Raw genomic sequence first — 21948 nt, forward strand, 5'->3', positions numbered from 1 at the left:
TTAGAAAAACGTCTTAAAAATTACGATCATATATCATGGCAAAAGTTTGTGACATCACCGGTAAAAGACCTCGAGTAGGTAATAATGTATCGCACGCGAACAACAAGACCAAGCGTAAGTTTTATCCTAACTTGCACAAGAAAAGTTTCTATGTGCCAGAAGAGGATGCTTGGATCACGTTGAAGGTTTCTACAAAAGCATTGAGAACTATCAATAAAAAAGGTATCAGTGCTGTTTTGAAGGAAGCTCAGGCAGAAGGACACATTATCATTAAATAATCATTTCCAAATCGATAAATAGATAGAGCGATGGCTAAGAAAGGAAACAGAGTTCAAGTGATTTTGGAATGTACAGAGCACAAAAACAGTGGTGTTCCAGGCACTTCAAGATATATCACGACAAAAAACCGTAAAAATACTACTGAGAGATTGGAGCTTAAGAAGTACAATCCAGTCCTTAAAAAAGTAACGGTTCATAAAGAAATTAAATAATTTTAAGGAGAGAATAGCTCGGGAGAGTTGTTTATAAAACCTAAAAGATATGGCTAAGAAAGTAGTAGCAACCCTGAAAAAAAAGGATGGTGTAACATACGCAAAGGTGATCAAGGCAGTTAAGTCTGATAAAACCGGTGCATACACTTTCAGAGAAGAGATGGTGCCTACCACAGATGTGAAGGATACCCTTGCAAAATAATTGCCTTGCTTTAATCGTAATGCAAATAGGATAATCCCTCTCGATTGAATTCGGGAGGGATTTTATGATTATATTCGGGTCTAATTTATTAAAGTGACTATGGGAATTTTTGGTTTTTTTTCTAAGGATAAAAAGGAAAGCCTTGATAAGGGCCTTCAGAAATCCAGTGAAAACTTATTTTCTAAACTTGGAAAAGCCGTAATAGGCAAATCTAAGGTAGATGATGAGGTCTTGGATGAATTGGAAGAGGTGTTGATTACTTCCGATGTAGGGGTGGATACCACCATCAAGGTCATCCAGAGGATAGAGGAGCGCGTGGCCAGGGACAAATATGTCAATACCGCTGAATTGGATAAAATCCTTAGAGAAGAGATTGTAGGATTGCTCGAAGAGAGCAATGTGGAAGACCTAAGCAATTTTGAATTGCCCAAGGATAAAAAACCTTATGTCATAATGGTGGTAGGGGTGAACGGTGTAGGCAAAACCACTACCATTGGTAAATTAGCGCATCAATTTAAGTCTGCAGGAAAGTCTGTAGTCTTGGGAGCTGCTGATACTTTTAGAGCTGCTGCTGTGGATCAATTGATCCTTTGGGGTGAGAGAGTTGGGGTTCCTGTGATTTCCCATGGCATGAATGCCGACCCAGCTTCGGTGGCATTTGACACGGTGAAGAAGGCTGTCGATATGGAAGCAGATGTTGTGATTGTGGATACAGCAGGAAGGCTGCATACCAAAGTCAACCTGATGAATGAGTTGAGTAAGATCAAGCGCGTGATGCAAAAATTTATCGATGATGCGCCACATGAAATCTTATTGGTATTGGATGGTTCTACTGGCCAAAATGCTTTTATCCAGGCCAAAGAATTTACCAAAGCAACGGAAATCAATGCCTTGGCCATTACCAAACTGGATGGGACAGCTAAAGGCGGGGTGGTGATTGGGATATCAGATCAGTTTAAAATTCCTGTGAAATATATCGGCGTTGGGGAGAAAATGACCGATCTCCAGGTGTTCAACAGAACTGAATTTGTAGATTCCCTATTTAAGCAAGGATTAAAAGAATAGGAATTTAGACTCAATTGATATAAAGGTAATTTTATCCCCAAAGTCTGGCTTTGGGGATTTTTTTGTACTGTTTTTTTGATGCTTACTAGAACTTTTTATAGTTTAGTTGATTTACTAATCTTTTCGTTTATGTTTGACCGATTCCTTCTTTTTGCATTATCAGTCTTATGTTTCTTTGCTTGTAATAAAAATACCACTTCGAATTCTGAGTCTGAATTGCTTAATTACTCAGTGGAAATATTGGATTCTTTGGTTTTGGACTATTTGGGGCAGGTGTATCTTCAGGATATTTCTCCTGATGGCAGTAAATTTTTGGCTTATGATCAGCCTACAAAAACTTTCTTGGTATTTGGCAATAATGGGGAAATAATCAGTGAGTTGACATTGAATGGTGAAGGGCCTGGAAAATATGGAGATTATCATATAGGTAAGCCTGTGTTTATCGATGAGAAAAGTTTTTTGGTGCTTTCGGACAAAGGACATTTTAGGTATGATTTAGAAGGTCGGCTAATAAAGCATTATGGACCAGATTTCCATGGTAGAAGTCGCTTTATTGTTTCTTCAGGTAAGAATACGGTAAAGATTGGGAAAGAAAAGGTGGTCTCTTGGTTTCAGGGGCGGTCTGACGATCTTGGGTTCTCTATACAGCGGCAAATACAGTCACGGCAATTGGAAATGCTGAATTTAGCCACTGGAGAATATGAGCCCATTGTCCCTTTTCCGAAGGAAAGTATGTTTTCTAGTAATAGTCACCTTTTTCACGATGTACATACTCGTCCTATTTTAGCGAGTTCAAAGGAAGAGCTCTATGTTTCATTTAGTAGCGAGCCAAAGATATTTACCTATTCAGGAGCTGTTTTTGAAGCGCCCAAAAGTATCGTCTCGCTTCCATTTGAGGTATTTCATCAAGCAGAAGGAGTGGAGCAGGATATGGGAGATGGGGCATTTGATTTGACTGATTTTTATTACGGACAGATCAGGCATTTGGAGTATGTTTCTGATAATCGTTTTCTTATTGCTTATGCAGAAGGAGTTCCTCATGAGGAAGTGAAAAGTCTACATGAGCAATACAAGGATAATATGCGGAGTTTTTTTGAAGAGATAAGGAAAATTAATAAGGAACATTTGAGGGTATGGGATGGGCGGCAGCTGAGCAATGACCTGGAAGTGCCTGAGTATTTTGGCTTATTGGCCAAAGTAAATGGAGATGATGTTTGGTATGATGTAGACTTTCAAAAAAGAGAGAATGATTATACGGTTTTTTATAAGATTAAATTGATTCAAGAATGAGATCCAGTTTATTGTTTTTAATTAATAGGGCTAATGACTTTTAAAAACAGCAAATAAAAAGGCACTGATTTACATCAGCGCCTCTTTGAAAAAGTAAAGCAAGGAGTTGAAAAAATATCGTTTGCTGTACGAGTATCAAAAGTATATATTTATTTGTCTGCCCCTGAATATGTGTCGTTATGAATAGTTTAAATCAGAATTTTTCTGTTAATGATTATTTAACATAAAGAGATTGGCCTTTCTGTAACCTTTGCCCTCTGGTTGTGTAGACTGCTTAATTTATACCTGATTTATTTTCTTTCTTTTATTATTTGTGACCTTCTGTAGAAGAATATAATTGTTGATTTGCATGGAATGCATAGGGTAATTGGATTGTTTTATTCTATGCAAAATGAAATTCCCTGAGCCAATTGAATGCTAAAATTTGATTAAATATTATGTTCAAATAATAGTGCTTGAGAAATAAAAATGCCTAAATTAGGCTGTTAATTCGATTAAGCACATAACCCAACAGTTTTATAACCAATGGAAGAATCAAAAAAAACAACAACCAACAATTCACGGAGAGACTTTATCAAGAATGCAGCCTTAGCCTCTACAGTACTTATTGTTCCAAGACATGTATTGGGTGGGGTAGGTTATACTGCACCAAGTGACCAATTGAACATCGCGGCGATTGGAGCAGGAGGTAAAGGTATCAGTGATATCAAGAATGCTTCAGTTAATGGCCGTGAAAGAGTTATAGCTCTTTGCGATGTGGATTTTTCAGGATCCGCTGCGCAGTCAGTAAAGAATTTCCCAAATGCAAAATTGTATGCCGATTATAGGGAGATGCTTGACAATGAGAAGGACATTGATGCGGTAACTATTTCCACACCTGACCACGTACATGGGCCTGCTGCAAAATATGCTATGGAAAGAGGTGTACATTGTTATGTACAAAAGCCAATGACACATAATATCCGCGAAGCCAGAATGCTTACGCAAATGGCTAGGGATAAGAAAATTGTAACTCAAATGGGGAACCAAGGTGGTTCAAATCCCTATTTACAGATTGTGCAAGATTGGATTAATGAAGGTAAAGTGGGAGCGGTTTCTAAAGTTCAGATTTGGACCAACCGTCCAGTATGGCCTCAAGGAAATTCTTTCCCTAAACCAGATCCAAGCAAAAAGCCAGATGATCTGTCTTGGGACCTATGGTTAGGCCCATCGAAGAAAATCCCTTATACACCTAATATCCATCCGTTCAACTGGCGTGGTTGGTGGGAATATGGTACTGGTGCTCTTGGAGATGTTGGGTGTCACTTGGTAGATATTCCATTCCGTACTTTGGGACTTCATTATCCTAAGGATGCAGAATGTAGTGTAGGTGCGGTTTACAGTCAAATGTGGACTCCAGACTATCATCCGGAAGGCTGTCCGGCTTCTTCTTTCATCACCTTGCACTTTGATGCAACTGAGAAAAGTAAGTCACCAATTGAGATGACATGGAGTGATGGAGGAATCCGTCCGGCTCACCCTGATATTATTCCTGCTGATCATGATATCGGAGGTGCAGAAAGTGCAAATGGTGTATTGATCATTGGTGATAAAGGAATTATCTCTACCAATATCAATGACAGTTCACCGTTGATGCCTAAGTTGTATTATAATGATGGTACTACTGAGTTTGGACCTCAAACGGAGGACTTCCCAGAACCAGAATATGGGCACCAACGTAAGTGGGTGGATGCTTGTAAAGCAGGTTTTGGAAGTGAAGAACATAAGGGATTGACATCTTCTTTCGATTATGCAGGTCCAATGACGGAGACTGTATTGATGGGTAACTTGGCTATCCGTAGTTATATGCTCAGAAGAGAGAACTCTAAAGGAAGAACAGAATATTATGGTAGAAAGAAATTGCTTTGGGATGGTGAAAAAATGCAAATTACCAACCTTGAAGAGGCAAATCAGTTTGTAGGTAGGGAATACCGTCAAGGCTGGGAAGTTTAATTTACCATAGTTCAGAAACTACATATAATTAGGCCATGACTTATTAGTCATGGCCTAATTTGTTATAAGAGGAATTGTTTTATCTGGGTCTGGATCTGGATGTCTTTGTCCTTTAATACTTAAATGGAAGGATATCATGCGGATTGTATAACTTTTCGTACTTTTGCAGCAAAGTAGAAAAGATTTGAAGGCGAGAACATTAAAAAAGGATAAGGTGAATATCATCACCATGGGTTGCTCCAAAAATTTGGTGGATTCTGAGGTGATGCTTACACAGTTGAAGGGGAATGGGATCGATGTATCTCATGAGTCTCAGCAAGAAGATAATAATATAGTTATCATCAACACCTGCGGGTTTATTGATAATGCCAAGCAGGAGTCTGTTGATACCATTTTGCAATATGTGGAGGCCAAGGAGCAGGGTTTGGTAGAGAAGGTTTATGTTACCGGATGTCTTTCCCAAAGGTATAAGGATGATCTGGAAAAGGAAATCCCCCAGGTGGATGCATTCTTTGGTACACGTGATCTTCCAGCTCTTTTGAAGAAGTTCAAGGCAGACTATAAACATGAGTTGGTAGGGGAGCGTTTATTGACGCACCCATCCCATTACGCATATATGAAAATATCCGAGGGCTGTGATCGACCTTGTTCATTCTGCGCCATTCCTTTGATGCGTGGAGGCCATATTTCCAAGCCTATTGAGGAGTTGGTGAGAGAAGCAGAGCATAAGGCAGCAAATGGTACTAGAGAGTTGCTTTTGATTGCGCAGGACTCTACCTACTATGGCCTTGATCTGTATAAGAAACGCAGGTTGGCTGACCTAATGAAATCCTTGGCAGATGTCAATGGGATTGACTGGGTAAGATTACATTATGCTTATCCTACCGGCTTCCCAATGGATGTAATAGATGTAATGGCCGAGCATCCTAATATTTGTAATTATTTGGATATTCCTCTCCAGCATGGTTCAAGTGATGTGTTGAAGATAATGAGGAGAGGTACCAGTCGTGAGAAACAAGAGGATCTGATTCATTCCATTAGGGAAAAAATCCCTGGAATTGCTATTAGGACCACTTTGATAGCAGGCCATCCTGGAGAAGGTGAAAAGGAATATCAGGAGATGGTGGATTTTGTTGAGAGCATGAAGTTTGAAAGATTAGGTGTGTTTACTTATTCTCATGAGGAAGATACCCACGCTTTTTCTATGGAGGATAATATTCCGGAAGAAGAAAAGCAGGCTAGAGCAAATAATTTAATGGAAGTGCAGGAACAGATTTCCTTTGACCTTAATCAGGAAAAAGTGGGCAAGACTTTCAAGGTATTAGTAGACAAAAAGGAAAATGGATATTTTGTGGGCCGAACAGAATTTGACTCTGTGGAGGTGGATAATGAGGTGCTTATAGATGCTTCAAAACATTATTGTAGAATAGGTGATTTTGTGGATGTTAAAGTGAATGAAGCTAGTGAATTTGACCTATATGGTGATGTAGTTTCTTGATCTATCAAGTACAAAAAATAGAATTTTGATTAAAGGCTGCCCTGCGGGTGGCCTTTAGTTTTTTGGGGCAAAATCAAGTATTAATGATCTTTTTACTTATATTATTGGATAAAGTACTTCTATATCTGATGGTATTTGAGGTGTCTGAATAAAACCAGCGCCAATCTTTAGCCCAAAATAGTTTTCTCGGATCTTAAGAAAACTGTAGAACCTAATGAGATGAAAAAGCTGATAACCTATCATATTGTGACACTTTTGCCCATGATGCTAGTGATGCAGCTTTATGTTTTTAGGTATATCAGTTTTGCTAATTTTCTTGAATGCTTTATAGTCTATTTTGTGGTTTATCGGCCAATCATAGATTATAGAAGGTTAAAATCAAAAGGACTTGTAAACCGAAAGGAATTTTTAAAAAGTTGGGGATTTGTTCGATTTAAGTATTATCAGGAATTGATGTTCAAGAAATAACTGTTATATGAAGAAGCTTGTCAAAAGGCTTCTTTTTCTTTCCCCACAAACTCCCTATTTTTAGCCTTTCAAAAAAACAGGGAGAAAGATGAACATACTGGAAGTCACCAGTGCAAAAGATGCAAGAGAATTTCTGGATATGGCCGTGCGCCTATACAAAAATGAGGTAAATTGGATCAGACCTTTGGATGATGATATAGAAGGTTTGTTTCATCCGGAAACCAATAACCTATTTAGAAAAGGAGCAAAAGCCAAAAGGTGGTTGCTGAAAAGTGATCAGGGAGAAACCATTGGAAGGATTGCAGCCTTTACCAATCCAAAGTGGAAGGATAAACAGCCAACTGGTGGTGCTGGTTTTTTTGAATGTATCAATGATCAAAAAGCGGCTTTTTTATTGTTCGATACAGCAAAAGTATGGTTGGAAGAGCAGGGAATGGAAGCGATGGATGGCCCTGTTAATTTTGGAGAAAGAGATAAGTGGTGGGGATTATTAGTGGATGGTTTCAGTCCAGCCAATTATAACATGCCTTGGAATTTTTCATACTATCAGGATTTCTTTGAGGCTTATGGCTTTCAGGTTTATTTCAAACAGTATACCTATATGCGCCCGGTTCAGGGTGTGGACTTTGACCCCAAGTTTCATAAAAGAGCTGCAATTACCATAGATGATCCGGACTATAGTTACCGCTATCTGAAAGGGAAGGAGCTTATAGAAAAATTCCCTGAATATTTCATCACAGTTTATAACAAGGCGTGGGCTAGGCATATGGGTAAAACCATGAACATCAAAGAGGCCCAGATGATGCTGAAAAAGCTAAAGCCGGTATTGGATGAAAAGTTGATCTTTTTTGGTTTCTACAAAAATGAGCCCATCAGTTTCTTTATCTCCATTCCTGAGTTGAATATGATATTCAAACATGTCAATGGAAAGTTGAACTTGATGGGCAAATTGAAATTTCTTTACTATAAAACATTCAATCCTCCGAATAAAATGCTCGGATTGGTCTTTGGGGTGGTTCCAGAGCACCAGGGCAAGGGAGTGGAAAGTGCAATGGTCAAAAAATATAATGATATGAGTGGAAAGCGTTCTTTTCCATATAAGACGATCGAGATGAACTGGATAGGGGATTTCAGCCCGAAAATGATGCGGGTCTGTGAACAATTAAATGCTACGATTTATAAAACTCATCATACCTATAGGTATCTATTCGATCGTGAGAAACCATTTGAAAGACATAAAATATTTGAATAAATAAACATAAAGGGTTCTTGGGGCCAGATATAATGAAAAAGAAATATGATGTAGTGGGCATGGGGAATGCTCTAGTGGATATGGAGTTTACGGTAAGTGATCAGTTTCTTGCCGATAATGGGGTTGAGAAAGGATTGATGACCTTAGTGGATGAAGATCGTCAAAATGAATTGATGAGGGTGATCAATACTGCAGAGGCTAAGAAGCAATGTGGTGGATCTGCAGCCAATTCAATGATTGCTGTGAGCCAATTTGGGGGAAGCTCCTATTATAACTGTAGGGTGGCAAATGATACTTTGGGGAAGTTTTTTGTGGAAGATCTTAAGGCTTCAGGTGTAGATCATAACCTTAATGTCACCAATTTGGAAGAGGGGATTACAGGGAAGTGTTTGGTCATGGTTACTGAAGATGCTGAAAGAACCATGAACACCTTTTTAGGGATTACCCAGGATTTTTCTACAGCTGATATTAATGAATCCATTATCAATGACGGTGAATTTTTATATATAGAAGGTTACCTGATTACCTCTCCTAATGGAACAGCAGCCATGAAAGCAGCCAAGAAGTTGGCTGAACAAAATGGGACCAAAGTGGCCATGACCTTTTCAGATCCTGCAATGGTAAAATATTTCAGAGATGGATTTGTGGATGTGATCGGTGCCAGTGTAGACCTGCTTTTTTGTAATGAGGAAGAAGCCATGCTGTATACAGGAAAGGATGATTTGATGGCAGCCCGGGAAGAATTGAAAAAAGTGGCCAAGCATTTTGTGATCACCCAAGGTAAAAACGGGGCGATGATTTTTGATGGGGATACTTTTATAGATATTGAACCATATCCTACTCAGGCAATTGATAGTAATGGGGCAGGTGACATGTTTGCAGGGGCTTTTCTTTATGGTATAACCAATGGACACAGTTATGCATCAAGTGGTAAGCTGGCAAGTTTAGCATCCTCCAAAATTGTAAGCCAATTTGGGCCAAGGTTGGAATGGCATGAAGCAAAGGACATTCTGGAAAGGTTAAACCCTGAATTATAACAAAAAGGGCCGGTTATCCTTGAAGGATAATCGGCCTAATATTTTAAACCCAACTCAAAAGCCATTTTGACCAGTTCACTGGTTTTATTACACTGAAGCTTTTTATAAATATTTTGTTTATGTTTTTTAACAGTCTCCTCGGAGATAAAAAGGTCTTGGGCTATCTCACCCGTTTTTTTGCTTTCTGAGATCAACAAGAAAATCTCCATTTCCCTTTTCGTTAGGGTTTCAAGCAGTAGCATTGGAGCTGTTTGGGTTGGGTTGTGATCCCTTTCAGGAACTAAAAGGGATATGGCGTTGAGAGGTTTTCCATCTACCGATCGAGTGACGGTTTTGGTGGTGCCGATCATGATGTCCCAGTTTCCTTCAGCATTTTTTAGTTTGTAAGTTAAATCTAAAAAATCCTCTTGATCCTCATTAAAGAAGGTAAGTGATTTAAAAAGGGTAGGATAATAACTTGGGTGAATGGTTTTGATATAATATATATAATCCATCCCCTTTAGGAAATTGTTCTTAAAACCGTAAAATTCCTTGCAGGCGTCATTGAGATGAATGGGGCGATAGTTAGCTATATCATGAAGAGTAAGCATTTCGGGGATTTCCCTGGATATCTCATCATAAGATTGAAGGTCAATTTTATCTTGGTTAATAATTTTTTTCCCCTTTAGTTCTTTGATGAAAAGTTCAAGCTTATTACGAATCATAGTGATTAATTATGACCAAAATATAGCTTATAACGTGGTTAAAAACTAGATTTTTCTATTTCAATTTCTGCCAAATGGCTGTTCTAATGTTATTAAATAGAACAAGTTGGCTACAAATTGATGGAAGCATTTTTAATTTTTTTCCAGATTCCATTTCTGACAAATGTTTTGAAATGAGTGTATTGTAATTTAAGGTTGGAAATAAAAACAGCCGTTGGGCTAATTTTAGCTTTAATGGATTCTTGGAAAATATCACTTAAAATACTGAGCAGGCCGGAGGCTATATCCTTATAGGTCTCTCTATTAAAATGGTGCCCCGTAGGAGCGAATTGATTTGGATTTGTTACCATATTTCTCACATCCAATAAATGATATTCAGGATGGGAATGGATAAAAGTGTCCAAGGCCATATTGATTATTTTATATCGGTCATTGTATTTTTTGTTGGTGGCATGTCGGTTTAACGATTCACTGGCATTGATGAATATGACGTGGGTGTTTTTAGGGAGATTTCCGCAGATTTTTTCCATATTTTGTATAAAATCTTCTGGGCTTAATTTTCCGATATGTTCAAATTCTTCTCCAAATTTCTCTAAAGAAGCTTCGTTAATGCTGCTTACTCCTCTTTTTTCTAAGGTACTGATGATATTAGGATGATTTTTTTTATCACAAATATTTTCATCGCTTTTACCCAAAGGTAAGAGGATATTGGTTTTTTTGTGCCTGTAGATTTCCTGAGTACAGTCTGTATTGATTTGATAGATTAGGCAGTTATAAGAGCTGCTAAATATATTGGAGTCAAAATAATGGGAATCAATAAATGGAATATAATCAGCTCGAGTAAACAAGTTCTTTTCTTGCTCAGTTAGGAAAAGGTTGTTTAGTAGAGTTTGTGAATTAGATGGATAAATGGGCATGTTAGAGGAGACGTAATTGACCTCTTCCTTAAGTTCTAAGTTACTGGCAACATAAAAGAGTGTTTGTTTATAATCGCAGTTTCCCCTAAAGATTAACTTGAGCTTATTGGTGTTTTCTCTTGAGGAAATTGACTGCGAGATGCCTGATTCGGTGATGATTTCTTCTATCCAGTCTGGCGTACTATTATCCAACTGTTCAGCGACCTCTTCGACTATTTCCAGTTCTGGGAAATTCAATTTTGCATAAATATATTGCGGAATGCCAAGGTTGAGGATTCTGCACGAGAATACAAAGTGATCCAAGAAGTGGTCTTTAGGGTTATAGCTGTAAAAACCTACTATTCCATAATCTCCAAAATTGTCTTTTACATGTATTAACACAGATGTATTGTCAGGAGAATCTAGTAAGGCCTTGGTTTCAGCCACTGATAATCGGGCTTTGGTGAAATTTAACTGGTTGGTTCTTTCCAATAATTCCTGTACTCGATCAATGTGATTTTGGACGTCATAAATGAGCTCGATTTTTATTTCGGAAGTCCGTAAAAAATCAATATTGCTATCATGTTCAAGGCTTGCTTCATGTTTTTTCTCAAGAATCTTATATTGTTTTAATCTGGAATGTTGCCTGTCGTCTTTTCCTTGAAATGAGGGGTGAGACTCTATTTTTTCGATAAAGTCGGGATAAAACGCATTAATATTGGGGTTGAAAAATTTGGCTTCCTCTAGATTGGAGTGGTTATCGTCCAGAAATAAAACATTGTTATCCCTTAATTGACATTTGGTGATAATGTCCTTTATTTGGGTGCCTTTTGGACTCCAGGCTATGGCTGGAAATATAAAGTAATCCCAAATACCTAAGTCTCTAAGTTTTTCTTCAGCCTGATTAGGGTCATTTTTGGATACGATACTATTTATTATGCCTCTATCTGTAAGGGTTTTAACTAAATCTATATTGGCTTGAATAGGAGAGATACCTTCTTCACTTAAGGTTCCTTTCCAAAATGTTTCATCCAAATCCCAGATCACTAATTTTATTTTTTGATCGATGAAATTCATACCTGTGTGGATTAAGTGAGATTATTCTAGGATAAATGGTTTTGTAATAGTTACTCTTGATATTTTTAGCTGTATAAAAATGCCTTTAGAATACAATATAAAGTATTTTGAATAAAAAAATAAGATTATTTTTAGTAAATTTTTAGGAAAAACCGAATATCTTATTTGCGGTTTTTTTGGCGAAAAATAAGCGAAAACCGATTTGGAATTTCAATTATCCACCTTTTTAAAAATGTACCTTTTAAACCTATGTCTAGTGTAGGCCTGTGTGATTTGTCTTTATGAAAACATCAATGAGCGCCCCTCTTTCTATGCGGCAACAAACTTTTGAGAGGGTAATGTATAAATTTTAATAATATGTTTAAACATATAATCTTGATGATTTGTATATTTGTTGAAGACAAAAGTGGCAAGGAAGGAAATACAAAGGTCAACAGCCATTATTTAGTTCCTGAAACAAAAGTTAAGAACCACTCTTGTTATGATATTTATCCTTCTTTTCCATTGATGGAAGATAAGATAAATGTCGGATAGGAAGATCTTGTGGAGTGGATTCTTGCCCATGAAACCGTGATTATGGGTGGATATGGAGTAGGCAGGATGAGGAGTAAGGCTAACTAGGTACTTGCTATGTACTGGTTTCAGTAGGCTTGTTTGATTTTTAGGGGTATAGTTGGCAAAAGGCCGAAAACCATCATGTCCAATCAGTGTCTTAGAATGGCCAGACAGTAGATAATAATTGGGTCCATAGAAATGAACTGATGAAAGTAGGAACCCTGAAATTTAATAGGGGGCCAAAACCAAATAAAGGATGGGATGTGAATTTATTACTGCTTCAATGTCAGATGATTAAATCCAAAATAAAATGCGAAAATTAGTAGTGCTGGGACTAATCCTAATGGCTTTTTCCTGTGATTTCAAATCAAGTTCTCAAAATGAACTAGCAGAAAAGATCCTTCAAAATAAGGATTTCGACTTTGTTATGGATAAAGCATTGGCCGTGGTCAATACAGGGTTTAATGCTGGTGATGGTTACAGTGAAGTTTGGATCAGGGATTACAATACTTTCATAGACTTGTCTGCTGAAGTCTTTCCAAATAGTGAATTGAAGGAGAATTTGCTTGTTTTTTTTCGTATGCAAGGAGAAGATGGGAATATTATTGATGGATTTACCCCGGCTGAACAGATTGGAGAAGGAGAAACTGATTTTAGTTATTCAGGATTGGAGCCAAGGTATGCTGGACATAAAAATACTGTGGAAACCGATCAGGAAACTTCATTGGTACAGACGGTTTATAAGTACATAAAAGTGACCGGCGATCAATCCATTTTGGACGAGGAAATAGGAGGAAAGAAAGTTTCTGACAGATTAGTATGGGCGATGGAATTCTTGATGGAGAAGCGTTATTCTGAAGAATATGGTTTAATATGGGGAGCTACCACTGCTGACTGGGGCGATGTGCAGCCAGAGCATGGCTGGGGAGTTGACTTGGATGAAAATACCCATAGGGCAATTGATATTTATGACAATGCCATGTTTATAATAGCGTTGGATAACTTGATGGAAATGATGCCCGGAACCAAAGAAAAATTGGGGGCAATCAGGGATCAAATAGCGCTAAATACCAGAAAATATTTATGGGATGAAGAACGCCAAAAGTTTATTCCTCATATTTATTTGGAGGGTTCTCCATTTCCTGATGATTTCAATGAAAATGAAATTTATTATTTCGGAGGTACGGCCATTGCCATTGAGGCGGGCTTACTTTCAAGGGAAGAGGTAAAAGTCTCCATTGATGAAATGGTTTCAAGAGTAAAGCAGGCTGGAGCCCCTTCGATAGGATTAACCTTATATCCTCCTTATCCAAAGGGCTACTTTGAAAACCAAATCATGAACCCAGAATACAGCTATCAAAATGGTGGTGACTGGACTTGGTTTGGGGGAAGAATGATCGTCCAATTGGTCAAATATGGCTTTATTGAAGAGGCTTACGAGCAGATTTTACCCATGACCTCTAGAGTAGTAGAAAATGATGGTTTTTACGAATGGTATACTGTTGATAATAGACCAGAAGGCTCAGGCACCTTCCGGGGCTCAGCAGGAGTGCTTTTTCTTGCCATAAATGAGCTTAGAAATTGGGCTAAAAGCGAATAAGTGTAGTGGTGACTATATTCTAAATAAGCTTTTAGTTATATTGTAGGCTAGTTTTAAATAAGTTTATCCGTTTTAAACTATTTTCATTGTAGATTAGTTTGGGGGTGAAATTTATCATATGCAATGTCAAGGCAATACTTGGTATTGCTAGTTGTTGGAGCAAAATATAAGTTGAAATATGGATTTTAAATTGGATCATGACAGTCCTGTGCCATTTCATGCACAGATAGAAAAATACCTTAGAGATTTGATTCAGAGGGAAGAGTATATCAATGGTGATCAGTTTTTGCCTAAGGAAACTGCCATGTCTAAGAGTTTAGGTGTTTCCAGAAACACCATTCGACAAGCTATCAACAAATTGGTTCATGAAGGGGTAATTGAGCGAAAAAAGGGAGTAGGTTCCAAGGTTGTTCAAAAGAAAATTTCTACCAGACTGGACAATTGGATCAGTTTTACCAAGGAGATGAAGAACAAGGGCATCGAGGTGGTGGATTATATGATGAAAGTGTCGCTAGAAAATGCAGACAAGGAAGTGAGTAAAGCCCTAGGTGTGGAGGAAGGTAGAGAAGTATGGGTATTGGAAAAAGTAAGAGGAGACAAAGATGCAAAATACCTTTATTCTGTTTCTTATTTTCATCCTAGGGTGGGGATTACTGGGAAAGAGAATTTCAAAAAGCTTTTGTATGAGCTTTTGGAAGAGGAGCATGATGTGGTGGTTGCTGTCTCCAAGGAAAAGTTAAAGGCTATTCTTCCTGATCATAAGACCGCCCAATTGTTGGATTTAGAGGAGGATTTTCCAGTCTTGAAAAGAGAGAGATTAGTCTGTGACTTGGGAGATCGACCAGTGGAGTACAATATGGTTTATTATCACACAGGCTATTTCTCTTATGATATTGATATCAAGAGAGAACTTTAAATCTAGTTCCAAAGCATTTTTTTAGACTTTGGCTTTTAGATCCAAAAATCTAATTAATAAGAGCAATACAATTATAACGGGCGTTACGGTTTGCTTTCGCGGACAGGTGGCGCCTTTTTCTTTTTATAATCATAATATGGTTTCTGTTACAAACTAGGCCGATTTTTGTGGAATGTCCTGAAAATAATGGGCTTTGATTAAGAATATTTAATAATAATCTTCTTGACTGAATAAAATTCTTTGCCTAGGTTTGCGGTCTGATGGTAAAGTTTTTGGTAAGAATTCTTTTATCCCTATGTGTTGTCCTGTCTAGTGGGTATAGTCAACTATATGCACACAAGTACCAGGAAGCGAACACATTTTCCCCTGCCAGTATCACTGAAGTTTCTGGTATTGGGGTAAAGAATGCCCATGATGTTTTCCTAAAGTCTTTATCATCAGTCTCCCAAAAGGATGGATTCCAGCTCGACACCTCTGATTTTGAAGAAGAGGATGATGAAATTAGATTATTTAAGAAGCATGTAGAAAGTAGCAATTATTTTGCTGCCTTGTTTTTTGCGCAGGTTTTAAAGGACCTGTTTCGCTATATTAATCCTGATCGGGGCTTACATTATCGTAAGCACTTCGCTAATACTGTATCAAATAGATTACACCTAATGATAGAGGTTTTCAGGATATGATACTTTTTTGAAGTAGGAGGCTTGTCTAGTCCTTACTTTCCCAATCCTTATTTAATCACCTATTCTTTGTGCAGACTGCCAAGAATAAAGTGAGCGTGTGTTTGTCTGCACACTTCTAAAATCATCATTATTTCTATTCATTAAAAAAGAAAATTATCATGAAGAGAATTCTCATGCTTATGAGTTTGGGTGCCCTTTTGTGGCATACAAGCTGTACCACCCACGGAGAAGAAAAACACGAGGAGGAAATTGAGTTCCTGGTCACCAGTCCAGCAAGAATGGACACAACCATCACTGAAGAGTATGTTTGCCAAATTCATTCCATTAACCACATCGAGCTGCGGGCACAGGAAAGAGGTTACTTGGAAAAAATATATGTAGATGAGGGACAATTTGTGAGAAAGGGGCAGCTTTTGTTCCAAATCATGCCAAAGCTATATGAGGCAGAACTTCAAAAAGCCAAAGCAGAAGTGAGCTTTGCGGAAATAGAGTACCAAAACACCAAGTCCCTAGCTGATAGGGATGTGGTAGCTCCAAATGAGCTTGCCATGGCCAAGGCAAAATTGGATAAGGCCAAAGCGGAGGAAGCATTGGCAGAAGTGCACTTACAGTTTACCGAAATCAGAGCTCCTTTTGATGGGATTATTGACCGATTCCATGTGAGATTAGGAAGCTTAGTAGAGGAAGGCGAATTGTTATCCAATCTTTCCGACAACAGTAAAATGTGGGTCTATTATAACGTTCCGGAGGCAGAGTACCTGGATTACAAATCCAATGTCCAAAGGGACAGCCTGATGAAGGTTGATCTATTAATGGCCAACAATAAAATGTTTGAATTCCCTGGAGTGGTAGAGACCATCGAGGCTGATTTTAACCACGAGACAGGAAATATCCCGTTCAGAGCTACTTTCCCAAATCCTAAAGGGCTATTGAGACATGGAGAGACCGGCAATATCATTATGGGCGTACCATTGGATAATGCCCTGATCATTCCTCAGAAAGCAACTTTTGAGGTGCTGGATAAAAAGTATGTGTATGTGTTAGGTGAGGACAATATCATTAGATCAAAACCTATTACCATAGCTGCTGAATTACCACATATCTATGCCGTTCAAGATGGTATTGATGTAAATGATAAAATTCTGCTTGAAGGATTGCGCTTAGTTAGAGAGAATGAAGAGATCAAAAGCAAGTTCGTGGAGCCGGCAACGGCCTTGTCCGAACTGGATTTGTATGCTGAATAATTGAGTGTCCTAAAAAGCAAAAGCAATGTTTAAGAAATTTATACACAGGCCCGTATTTGCCATAGTCATTTCGGTCCTAATCGTTTTTGTGGGGGCGCTGTCGATCAAGCAGCTGCCTATATCACAGTTCCCACAAATTGCGCCTACATCGGTAAATATCTTTATTGCCTACCCTGGCTCTAGTGCCGATGTATTGGTAAAGTCTACTTTGATTACCCTGGAAAATTCCATCAATGGTGTTCAGGGGATGCGTTATATGGCAACCGATGCCACTAGTGCTGGTGAAGCCACTTTAAGGGTGATATTTGAACCTGGAACTGACCCTAATCAGGCCGTTATCAGGGTGAAGACCCGGGTGGACCAGGTGATGCCTTTGCTGCCCGAACTGGTGCAGCGGGAGGGGGTAGTGATTACGCCTATTCAGCCGAGTATGTTGATGTATGTCAACCTCTACGCTAAGGATAAAAGTTTGGATGAGAAATTCCTGTACAATTATGCCAATGTGAAAATGATCCCTGAGATCAACAGGATCAAGGGGGTTGCAAAGGCGCAGATCTTAGGTAGCCGTAGATACGCCATGCGTGTTTGGTTAAATCCAGACCGTATGCGTGCATATGATATTTCAGTTGAAGAGGTAATGGAAGCTTTGCAGGAGCAAAGTATTGTGGGACGTCCTGGTAGACTAGGTAGAAGTTCGGGTATACAGGCCCAATCTCTTGAGTACGTGTTGACTTATAAAGGACGATATAATGAGCCTGAGCAATATGAAAATGTAATTATCCGTGCCAATGCAGAAGGTGAAAGTATCCATCTGAAAGATATTGGTAAGGTGGAGCTAGGTAGTGAGTTCTTTGATATTTACTCCAATTTGGATGGCAAACCTTCAGCAGCGATCGTACTGAAACAAAACTATGGTAGTAATGCCAGTGATGTGATCGAGGAAGTGAAAAATAAGGTGGAAGAGATGAAAGCCTCTTTCCCTCCTGGAATGGATTATAATATCAGTTATGATGTATCCAAATTTTTGGACGCATCCATTGAGCAGGTGATTCACACCCTAAGGGATGCCTTTATCCTGGTGGCTTTGGTAGTGTTTATCTTCCTTGGAGATTGGAGATCGACACTGATCCCGATTCTGGCGGTGCCGGTTTCCTTGATTGGAGCCTTCTTTGTCATCCAGTTCTTCGGACTTTCGATTAACTTGGTGACGCTCTTCGCCCTAGTCCTTGCCATTGGGATTGTGGTCGATGATGCTATTGTAGTGGTGGAGGCAGTCCATGCAAAAATGGAAGAGATGCCTCATTTGACACCTTATCAAGCGGTGAAAAGGGTATTGGGAGAAATCTCCGGAGCCATTATCGCGATTACTATGGTGATGGTTTCAGTGTTCCTGCCAATTTCATTTATGTCAGGTCCTGTGGGTACTTTCTATAGGCAGTTCTCTATTACAATGGCCAGTTCCATTGTGATTTCTGCTTTGATCGCACTGACCCTTACACCGGTACTATGTGCCATGTTGCTTAAAAACCATCATGGACATGAAAAGAAAAGTAACCTGCTTACTAGAGCCCTGGACAGTTTTAACAGCGGATTTGATAAGTTGACAGGAAGGTATGTAGGCTTATTGAAGAGGATTGTAAGCAGAAGATGGTTGACTTTTGCTATTCTGTTGGCCTTTGGTGCTGGTATAGTTTGGGAAAACCATATTCTACCATCAGGGTTTATCCCAAGTGAAGATCAGGGAACCATTTATGCCATTATCCAGACACCTCCAGGTGCTACCTTAGAAAGAACCAATCAGGTAGCGCATAAGCTAATGGAAGTCTGCGAAGAAATTGACGGAGTAGAGTCTGTATCTTCTTTGGCTGGTTATGAGATCATGACTGAAGGAAGGGGATCCAATGCAGGTACCTGTTTGATCAACCTTAAACCATGGTCTGAAAGAAAGCATTCAGTAAAAGAGATCATGGAAGAACTGGAAGAAGAGTCCAAAGGGCTTGGAGCCGTTGTGGAATTCTTTGAGCCACCGGCCATTCCAGGTTTCGGTTCCTCTGGTGGTTTCTCTATGCGACTGTTGGACCAGACTACGGAGACCGATTATCAGGAATTTGATAAGATCAATAAGCAATTTATGGATGATTTGGGCAAGCGTCCTGAGCTGACAGGTTTGTTTACCTTCTTTGCTGCCAATTATCCTCAGTATGAATTGGAAATTGATAATGAGCTGGCCATGCAGAAAGGGGTTTCGATTGGTAAGGCCATGGAAAACCTGAATATCCTGATTGGTAGTACTTACGAACAGGGCTTCATTAAATTTGGTCGTTTCTTTAAGGTGTACGTCCAGTCTGATCCTAAATTCAGAAGGTTGCCATCTGATGTGCTAAACCTTTATGTTAAAAATGATAATGGTGAGATGGTGCCTTACTCAGCCTTTATGAAGCTGAAGAAAACTCAAGGGCCTAATGAGGTTACTCGTTTCAACATGTATAATTCAGCTGCTATTAGAGGGCTTCCAGCTAAGGGGTATACCACCGCTGATGCCATTCAGGCCATTCGGGAAGTAGCGGAACAAACATTGCCTAAGGATTATGATATTGCTTGGGAAGGACTTTCCTATGATGAGTCCAATAGGGGTAATGAAGCACTATATGTGTTCCTTGTAGTACTTGTCTTTGTCTACTTTGTTTTGGCTGCCCAGTATGAGAGTTTTATCATTCCATTGGCTGTGGTTACTTCTCTGCCAGTCGGGGTGTTTGGATCATTCTTACTGTTGAAGTTGATGGGCTTGGATAATGATATATATGCCCAGATTGGTTTGATCATGTTGATTGGCCTTTTGGGTAAAAATGCCGTGCTGATCGTAGAATTTGCCGTGCAGAAGCGTCAGGAAGGAGCAACAATTCTAAATGCGGCTATTGAAGGTGCCAAGGTGCGCTTCCGTCCAATCTTGATGACTTCATTTGCCTTTATTGCAGGTTTGATCCCATTGGTTATTGCTACTGGAGCAGGTGCGATTGGTAACCGAACTATTGGTGCTTCTGCCTTGGGAGGTATGTTGTTTGGAACCATTTTCGGGGTAATTATTGTCCCAGGCCTGTATTATATTTTCGGCAAATTGGCTGATGGCCGACAGCTGATACAAGATGAAGACGAAGTTCCTTTAACAGAAGAATATAGCCATGAAAATGCTTGATAGAATCATAAAAATAGGCCTTGGGGTGCTTTGCTTGTCCTTAACTGTGTCAGCATGTAAAACCCCTTCGGTCGTCGAGAGAAAAGTAAACAGAGATATTCCCGGGAGCTTTAATGGCTCCCAGGATACTACGAATACAGCTGAAATTAGCTGGAAGGATTATTTCACAGATCCCTATTTAAATGCCCTTATAGATACTGCGCTGAGGAACAATCAGGAATTGAATATCTTCATGCAGGAAATAGAGGTAGCAAGAAATGAGGTAAGGGCCAGAAAAGGGGAATATTTGCCTTTTGTGGATATCAAAGCCGGTGCTGGTACAGAAAAAGTGGGTAGATATACCAGTCAAGGTGCCAATGATGCGAACACTGAGATCAAACCTGGCAAGGAAATGCCAGATCCTTTATCTGATTATCTGGTTGGGGCTTTTGCAACTTGGGAAGTGGATATTTGGCATAAACTTAGAAATGCCAAGAAGTCTGCCTTGTCAAGGTACCTGGCCACCGTGGAAGGAAGAAACTTCATGGTAACCAACCTGATTGCGGAATTGGCTAATTCTTATTATGAATTATTGGCCCTGGATAAGCAGTTGGAAATTGTTAATCAGAATATTGAGATCCAAAGCAATGCTTTGGAGATCGTAAGGCTGCAAAAAACAGCTGCAAAGGTAACCGAATTGGCTGTCCGTAAATTTGAGGCAGAGGTTTACCATACCAGAAGCTTGCAGTTTGACATTCAGCAAAAGATTATTGAGACTGAGAATCAGATCAATTTCTTAGTTGGTAGATATCCTCAGCCAGTAAAAAGAAGCAGAACAGAGCTAGGCACCTTGGTACCTGATAATGTTTATGCTGGTGTACCATCTCAGCTGTTGGAAAATCGTCCAGATATCAAACAGGCCGAACTGGAATTAGCTGCAGCTGATTTGGATGTAAAGGTGGCCAAGGCCAGGTTCTACCCATCCTTGGGGATTTCGGCAGGAGTAGGTTTTCAAGCCTTCAATCCTTCTCATTTGCTTACCACTCCTGAGTCGCTTATTTATTCCATTGCAGGTGATCTATCTGCTCCATTGATCAACAGAAATGCGATCAAGGCAGATTATAAAAGTGCCAACGCAAAACAGATTCAGGCTGTTTTCGAATACGAGCAAACCGTTTTGAATGCCTATATAGAGGTGGCAAATCAGTTGTCCAAAATAGGTAATCTAGAGAAGAGTTATGGTTTGAAGGCCAAGGAAGTAGAGGCACTTACGCAATCTATTGATATTTCCAATGATCTTTTCAGGTCTGCAAGGGCTGATTATATGGAAGTGTTATTGACCCAAAGGGATGCCTTGGAATCCAGGTTTGATTTGGTAGAGACACAAATGCATCAATTGAATGCTTTTGTGAAAATGTACCAAGCCTTGGGTGGTGGTTGGAAATAATTCATTTGTTTCCAGCAAATAAAAGAGAAATGTAAAAGGTTATATTAATTATAGACTTACTAAATAGGGTGAAATCCTCATGGCTTCTGGCTTTGAGGATTTTTTTATAAGTTGTATAACTTCAATTTTACCAATAAAGATTAAAACCTAATTGAAACGATCGTTTTGATTAAAGTATCAATTGCTTCCGTCTTCAGACTTCCGACCACTTGAGCAAAGGGTTTGTGGTTACTTGTATCATATTGGATAATCATTTTTATAAATTACTTCTTTAATATAAGCCAGTAATAACTCCTGAATATATTAATATTGGGCAGAGGGAATAAGGAAAGTATTAATGCTTGGGCGGAAGCGGGCTATTA

The 21948-nt window shown here is 39.1% G+C and carries 19 protein-coding genes; 17 read left to right on the plus strand and 2 right to left on the minus strand.

The window, feature by feature from the left end; all coding sequences use genetic code 11:
• Nucleotides 1-35: 35 nt before the first annotated feature.
• The 10 genes from rpmB (at nt 36) to KMW37_RS09355 (ending at nt 9295) form a co-directional block, all read left to right on the plus strand.
• Entirely contained in the window at nt 36-278 is a 243-nt protein-coding gene (rpmB, locus tag KMW37_RS09310; RefSeq protein WP_186753966.1) for a 50S ribosomal protein L28, read from the plus strand.
• 30 nt (nt 279-308) lie between these two features.
• Complete coding sequence (gene rpmG / locus KMW37_RS09315; protein ID WP_215224352.1) at nt 309-491, plus strand: 50S ribosomal protein L33; 183 nt, start codon at nt 309-311, stop codon at nt 489-491.
• Between the two features lie 49 nt (nt 492-540).
• Nucleotides 541-693, plus strand: a complete 153-nt coding sequence (locus KMW37_RS09320) for a DUF4295 domain-containing protein (RefSeq protein WP_215224353.1) — start codon at nt 541-543, stop codon at nt 691-693.
• A gap of 99 nt (nt 694-792) precedes the next feature.
• Nucleotides 793-1758 carry a signal recognition particle-docking protein FtsY gene (gene ftsY, locus KMW37_RS09325; protein WP_215224354.1) on the plus strand — a complete coding sequence of 322 codons (966 nt, stop codon included), beginning with the start codon at nt 793-795 and terminating at the stop codon, nt 1756-1758.
• 129 nt (nt 1759-1887) lie between these two features.
• Complete coding sequence (locus tag KMW37_RS09330; RefSeq protein ID WP_215224355.1) at nt 1888-3048, plus strand: hypothetical protein; 1161 nt, start codon at nt 1888-1890, stop codon at nt 3046-3048.
• Nucleotides 3049-3573: 525 nt separating this feature from the next.
• A complete protein-coding gene (locus KMW37_RS09335; RefSeq protein ID WP_215224356.1) occupies nt 3574-5040 on the plus strand; it encodes a Gfo/Idh/MocA family protein in 1467 nt (488 codons plus the stop codon).
• A 184-nt stretch (nt 5041-5224) separates the two neighbouring features.
• Complete coding sequence (rimO, locus tag KMW37_RS09340; RefSeq protein ID WP_215224552.1) at nt 5225-6538, plus strand: 30S ribosomal protein S12 methylthiotransferase RimO; 1314 nt, start codon at nt 5225-5227, stop codon at nt 6536-6538.
• A gap of 219 nt (nt 6539-6757) precedes the next feature.
• The gene (locus KMW37_RS09345; RefSeq protein WP_215224357.1) at nt 6758-7006 is read left to right on the plus strand and encodes a hypothetical protein; all 249 of its coding nucleotides are present in this window, start codon (nt 6758-6760) and stop codon (nt 7004-7006) included.
• A gap of 88 nt (nt 7007-7094) precedes the next feature.
• On the plus strand, nt 7095-8258 hold the full coding sequence (locus KMW37_RS09350) for a hypothetical protein (protein ID WP_215224358.1): 1164 nt from the start codon (nt 7095-7097) through the stop codon (nt 8256-8258).
• A 32-nt stretch (nt 8259-8290) separates the two neighbouring features.
• A complete protein-coding gene (locus KMW37_RS09355; protein ID WP_215224359.1) occupies nt 8291-9295 on the plus strand; it encodes an adenosine kinase in 1005 nt (334 codons plus the stop codon).
• Nucleotides 9296-9330: 35 nt separating this feature from the next.
• On the opposite strand, the gene KMW37_RS09360 is transcribed toward KMW37_RS09355, so the two are convergent.
• Together KMW37_RS09360 and KMW37_RS09365 are read right to left on the minus strand one after the other, a co-directional pair.
• On the minus strand, nt 9331-9999 hold the full coding sequence (locus tag KMW37_RS09360; RefSeq protein ID WP_215224360.1) for a response regulator transcription factor: 669 nt from the start codon (nt 9997-9999) through the stop codon (nt 9331-9333).
• A 110-nt stretch (nt 10000-10109) separates the two neighbouring features.
• Nucleotides 10110-11972 carry an HAD-IIIC family phosphatase gene (locus tag KMW37_RS09365; protein ID WP_215224361.1) on the minus strand — a complete coding sequence of 621 codons (1863 nt, stop codon included), beginning with the start codon at nt 11970-11972 and terminating at the stop codon, nt 10110-10112.
• A gap of 357 nt (nt 11973-12329) precedes the next feature.
• Between KMW37_RS09365 and KMW37_RS09370 the strand changes: the two genes are divergently transcribed.
• The 7 genes from KMW37_RS09370 (at nt 12330) to KMW37_RS09400 (ending at nt 21586) form a co-directional block, all read left to right on the plus strand.
• Nucleotides 12330-12506, plus strand: coding sequence for a hypothetical protein (locus tag KMW37_RS09370; protein WP_215224362.1), 177 nt, complete (start codon nt 12330-12332; stop codon nt 12504-12506).
• A gap of 331 nt (nt 12507-12837) precedes the next feature.
• On the plus strand, nt 12838-14127 hold the full coding sequence (locus KMW37_RS09375) for a glucosidase family protein (protein WP_215224363.1): 1290 nt from the start codon (nt 12838-12840) through the stop codon (nt 14125-14127).
• 178 nt (nt 14128-14305) lie between these two features.
• Complete coding sequence (locus KMW37_RS09380) at nt 14306-15043, plus strand: GntR family transcriptional regulator (protein ID WP_215224364.1); 738 nt, start codon at nt 14306-14308, stop codon at nt 15041-15043.
• Between the two features lie 260 nt (nt 15044-15303).
• Nucleotides 15304-15723 carry a hypothetical protein gene (locus KMW37_RS09385; RefSeq protein ID WP_215224365.1) on the plus strand — a complete coding sequence of 140 codons (420 nt, stop codon included), beginning with the start codon at nt 15304-15306 and terminating at the stop codon, nt 15721-15723.
• A 158-nt stretch (nt 15724-15881) separates the two neighbouring features.
• Nucleotides 15882-16967, plus strand: coding sequence for an efflux RND transporter periplasmic adaptor subunit (locus KMW37_RS09390; RefSeq protein WP_215224366.1), 1086 nt, complete (start codon nt 15882-15884; stop codon nt 16965-16967).
• Between the two features lie 25 nt (nt 16968-16992).
• Nucleotides 16993-20160, plus strand: a complete 3168-nt coding sequence (locus tag KMW37_RS09395) for an efflux RND transporter permease subunit (protein WP_215224367.1) — start codon at nt 16993-16995, stop codon at nt 20158-20160.
• Nucleotides 20153-21586: a TolC family protein gene (locus KMW37_RS09400; RefSeq protein WP_215224553.1), complete on the plus strand. Its 1434-nt coding sequence runs from the start codon at nt 20153-20155 to the stop codon at nt 21584-21586. Before KMW37_RS09395 ends, KMW37_RS09400 begins: the two co-directional genes overlap by 8 nt.
• Nucleotides 21587-21948 lie beyond the last annotated feature (362 nt).

The organism is Echinicola shivajiensis (genome assembly GCF_018642165.1).
Lineage (GTDB): Bacteria > Bacteroidota > Bacteroidia > Cytophagales > Cyclobacteriaceae > Echinicola > Echinicola shivajiensis.

Bases quoted from the DNA above. Each gene is read 5' to 3' on its own strand.
- KMW37_RS09330 (WP_215224355.1), top strand. From the start codon at position 1,888: ATGTTTGACCGATTCCTTCTTTTTGCATTATCAGTCTTATGTTTCTTT.
- KMW37_RS09335 (WP_215224356.1), top strand. From the start codon at position 3,574: ATGGAAGAATCAAAAAAAACAACAACCAACAATTCACGGAGAGACTTT.
- rpmB (WP_186753966.1), top strand. From the start codon at position 36: ATGGCAAAAGTTTGTGACATCACCGGTAAAAGACCTCGAGTAGGTAAT.
- KMW37_RS09350 (WP_215224358.1), top strand. From the start codon at position 7,095: ATGAACATACTGGAAGTCACCAGTGCAAAAGATGCAAGAGAATTTCTG.
- KMW37_RS09400 (WP_215224553.1), top strand. From the start codon at position 20,153: ATGCTTGATAGAATCATAAAAATAGGCCTTGGGGTGCTTTGCTTGTCC.
- KMW37_RS09390 (WP_215224366.1), top strand. From the start codon at position 15,882: ATGAAGAGAATTCTCATGCTTATGAGTTTGGGTGCCCTTTTGTGGCAT.
- KMW37_RS09355 (WP_215224359.1), top strand. From the start codon at position 8,291: ATGAAAAAGAAATATGATGTAGTGGGCATGGGGAATGCTCTAGTGGAT.
- KMW37_RS09345 (WP_215224357.1), top strand. From the start codon at position 6,758: ATGAAAAAGCTGATAACCTATCATATTGTGACACTTTTGCCCATGATG.
- KMW37_RS09360 (WP_215224360.1), bottom strand. From the start codon at position 9,999: ATGATTCGTAATAAGCTTGAACTTTTCATCAAAGAACTAAAGGGGAAA.
- KMW37_RS09380 (WP_215224364.1), top strand. From the start codon at position 14,306: ATGGATTTTAAATTGGATCATGACAGTCCTGTGCCATTTCATGCACAG.
- ftsY (WP_215224354.1), top strand. From the start codon at position 793: ATGGGAATTTTTGGTTTTTTTTCTAAGGATAAAAAGGAAAGCCTTGAT.
- KMW37_RS09395 (WP_215224367.1), top strand. From the start codon at position 16,993: ATGTTTAAGAAATTTATACACAGGCCCGTATTTGCCATAGTCATTTCG.
- KMW37_RS09365 (WP_215224361.1), bottom strand. From the start codon at position 11,972: ATGAATTTCATCGATCAAAAAATAAAATTAGTGATCTGGGATTTGGAT.
- KMW37_RS09385 (WP_215224365.1), top strand. From the start codon at position 15,304: ATGGTAAAGTTTTTGGTAAGAATTCTTTTATCCCTATGTGTTGTCCTG.
- rpmG (WP_215224352.1), top strand. From the start codon at position 309: ATGGCTAAGAAAGGAAACAGAGTTCAAGTGATTTTGGAATGTACAGAG.
- KMW37_RS09375 (WP_215224363.1), top strand. From the start codon at position 12,838: ATGCGAAAATTAGTAGTGCTGGGACTAATCCTAATGGCTTTTTCCTGT.
- KMW37_RS09370 (WP_215224362.1), top strand. From the start codon at position 12,330: ATGTTTAAACATATAATCTTGATGATTTGTATATTTGTTGAAGACAAA.
- KMW37_RS09320 (WP_215224353.1), top strand. From the start codon at position 541: ATGGCTAAGAAAGTAGTAGCAACCCTGAAAAAAAAGGATGGTGTAACA.